General features: G+C 71.6%; 2 protein-coding genes and 1 pseudogene. 1 reads left to right on the top strand and 2 read right to left on the bottom strand.

Annotation, left to right across the window (positions count from 1 at the left end; all coding sequences use genetic code 11):
• Both ACJ73U_RS03390 and ACJ73U_RS03385 read right to left on the bottom strand, forming a co-directional pair.
• Window positions 1-761 (bottom strand): annotated as a pseudogene (locus ACJ73U_RS03390) (hypothetical protein); the annotation flags it as partial.
• A gap of 20 nt (window positions 762-781) precedes the next feature.
• Window positions 782-1723, bottom strand: coding sequence for a GNAT family N-acetyltransferase (locus ACJ73U_RS03385; protein WP_407776018.1), 942 nt, complete (start codon window positions 1721-1723; stop codon window positions 782-784).
• A 193-nt stretch (window positions 1724-1916) separates the two neighbouring features.
• Between ACJ73U_RS03385 and ACJ73U_RS03380 the strand changes: the two genes are divergently transcribed.
• Complete coding sequence (locus ACJ73U_RS03380) at window positions 1917-2399, top strand: hypothetical protein (RefSeq protein ID WP_407776017.1); 483 nt, start codon at window positions 1917-1919, stop codon at window positions 2397-2399.
• The last annotated feature ends 24 nt before the right edge of the window (window positions 2400-2423 follow it).

The raw sequence follows: 2423 nt of genomic DNA, 5'->3' as shown, positions 1-2423 counted from the left end.
GTGAGGCGGGCGGTCTCGCCGTCCACCTCGGCCGCGCCGTGTTCGGCCAGACGGGTGAGCAGTGTCGTGACGGGGTCGCCGTGCGCGGCCACCCAGGCGTCCCACGCGGCCTCGTCGTCCAGGTGCTGCGTCTCCATCGACCGGGCGATCTCCCGCAGCTCCGCCACGGCCACGCCCGGCTCACGCGCCAGGAACATCGGCAGCACCAGCGACCCCGCGCTGTCGAACGCCAGGTCCTCCTCGTCCGCCAGTTCGGCGTCGATCACCAGGCTGCCCAGGACCTGGGTGAAGCCGATCGCCCAGGTGCCGAGGTCCTCCTCGTCGTCGCCCGTCGGCCAGAGGTCGGGGTTCCCGGCCGCCACCGTGCCGTCGTCCGACACGACGACGAGGTCGTCGGCGAGCGCGGTCTCCCAGCACAGCAGCAGCTCGGCGGGCGGGACACCGAGCCGCGCCGCCGCCTCGGCCGCGTCCGCCCCGGTCAGGTCGCCGTCGTGGAGCAGGCGCCGCTCCCCCACCCACTCGGCCAGCTCGCCGACGCGCCGCAGCAGCAGGCTCTCCCGCGCGGCCGCGGCCAGCTCGGCCACCGACGGCAGCCACAGCGCCGGCAGGCGTTTCGGCAGGCCCAGCGACTCGACGAGGTCGGCGAAGTCGTCGCCGTACTCGTCGAGGAGGTCCTCGTCGAGGTCGTCGAGGTCGGTGTCGAAATCGGTGTCGAGAGCACCGTCGAGATCGGTGTCGCTGCTGTCCGGGTCGCCCGTCATGGGCGGCAAACCTACCCGGGTCAGACCGCCCGCCGGTGCTCGGTCGGCACAGTGAGGTCCACCTGGTAGTTGACGAGCTCCGCGCCGGGGGTGAAGCCGAGCTTGGTGAACATGTGCTCGGAGGCCTCGTTGCCGTCCCGGATCATCGCGGCGGCCCGGTCGCGGACGCCGCCCCGCGCGGCGAGCTCGGCGAGCAACCGCCGCACGAGCGTTCTGCCCACCCCGCACGACCTGGCGTCCTCGTCGACGCCGACCACGTCCACGTAGTACTCGTCGGCCTGCGTGTACCCGGCCGCGTAACCGAGCAGGCCGTGTTCGCCGCGCAGCACCACCACCGTGTGCCGGTCGCCGTCGACGAGGTCGGCGCCGGACGTCGGCGCGTCGGGGAAACACCGGTCGTGCAGGCGGGCCACGGCGTCCCGGAGCTCCGGTTCGGGTGGGAGGAGCGTCGTGCGGTCGTCCTGACCGGGACCCCGGACGAGGAGGCTGCGCAGTGGCGCGGCGGTGAGCGTGAAGCACGTGCTGGTCATGCGGACGGGCGCGCCGTGGCGGGCGGCGAAGTCGGCCAGCAGGCGGTTGCGCCGGTGGCCGAACAGGTCGAGCGTGCGCACGCCGGCCAACCCGGGCAGCTGGCGGGCGTGGATGAGCATCGCGTCGGCGGTGGTCTGCCACACGTGCCCGGCGGCCGGGTGGTTGGCCGGCACGTCGACGAACGGGCCGTACAGGTAGCCGCGGGTGCCCTCCACCTCGACGGAGAGCACGCCACGCACCCGGCCGCCCCGGTCGGCGGCGACCACCGCGCCACCCGCCCATCCGGGGCGCAGCGCGGCCAGCTCCTCGGCGACCTCGTCCTCGGTCTCGCCGTGGAAGCCGATCTGGTGCGCCGGCTCCCGCTGCAGCCGTGCCACCAGCGCGATCACGGCACCGAGATCGGCCGAGGTCGCGGTTCGAACGTCATACATAGTTTCGAATCCTCATCCGCGGACGGGGTCCGGCGCGAGTGGATTACCGCCCTTTGGGGCAGGGTCCGACGCCCTCTGGGGAGACATCCTGTTTGGACGTCCGCAACAACACCGTGACCAGCGAATACTTGGCCGGGCGCCGGGATGCCGGTAATCTCCGTTTTCTTTCCGATACCTAGAAGGGCCATGCTTGATGGCTGAGTTAGACCTGAAGCGAGTCACCCCCATCGAGTGGGCTGGCATCGGCGCCGGAGTGCTCGCGTTCATCGACAGTTTTCTCCCGTGGTACTCGATCAGCTACGCGGGCTACGGGGGCAGCATCAGCGCCTGGAACACGGGCTTCGCCGCCTGGTTCGCGGTGCTGCTGCTCATGGTCGCCGGCGGCCTGGTCCTCGCACCCCACTTCGGCACGAAGATCGATCGGTTGCCACTGATCTGGCTGATCCTCTCCGCCGTCGCGACGGTGCTGATCATCCTGCGCTGGCTGACGCTGCCGGACGACGGCGGCCTCGGCGACTTCGGCGTTCTCGGCAACACGGGCTTCGAGTCCGGTGCCGGCTTCGGCCTCATCGTCGGCTTGATCCTCGCGGTCGTCTCAACGGTCGCGGCGGCCCTGACATTCCGGTCGGCGCCCAAGACCACCCCGGGCTTCGGGGAGAACCCCACCGTCGCCTGACGGTCGACGTCAAGAAGGGCACCC

Source organism: Actinophytocola sp. (genome assembly GCF_045807065.1).
Lineage (GTDB): Bacteria > Actinomycetota > Actinomycetes > Mycobacteriales > Pseudonocardiaceae > Actinophytocola.
Note: the sequence above shows the minus strand (reverse complement) of the source record. Positions and strands in the feature narration are given on the sequence as shown.

What these genes read in the sequence shown, in the direction of transcription:
- ACJ73U_RS03385 (WP_407776018.1), bottom strand. Translation starts at nt 1,723, where the DNA reads ATGTATGACGTTCGAACCGCGACCTCGGCCGATCTCGGTGCCGTGATC.
- ACJ73U_RS03380 (WP_407776017.1), top strand. Translation starts at nt 1,917, where the DNA reads ATGGCTGAGTTAGACCTGAAGCGAGTCACCCCCATCGAGTGGGCTGGC.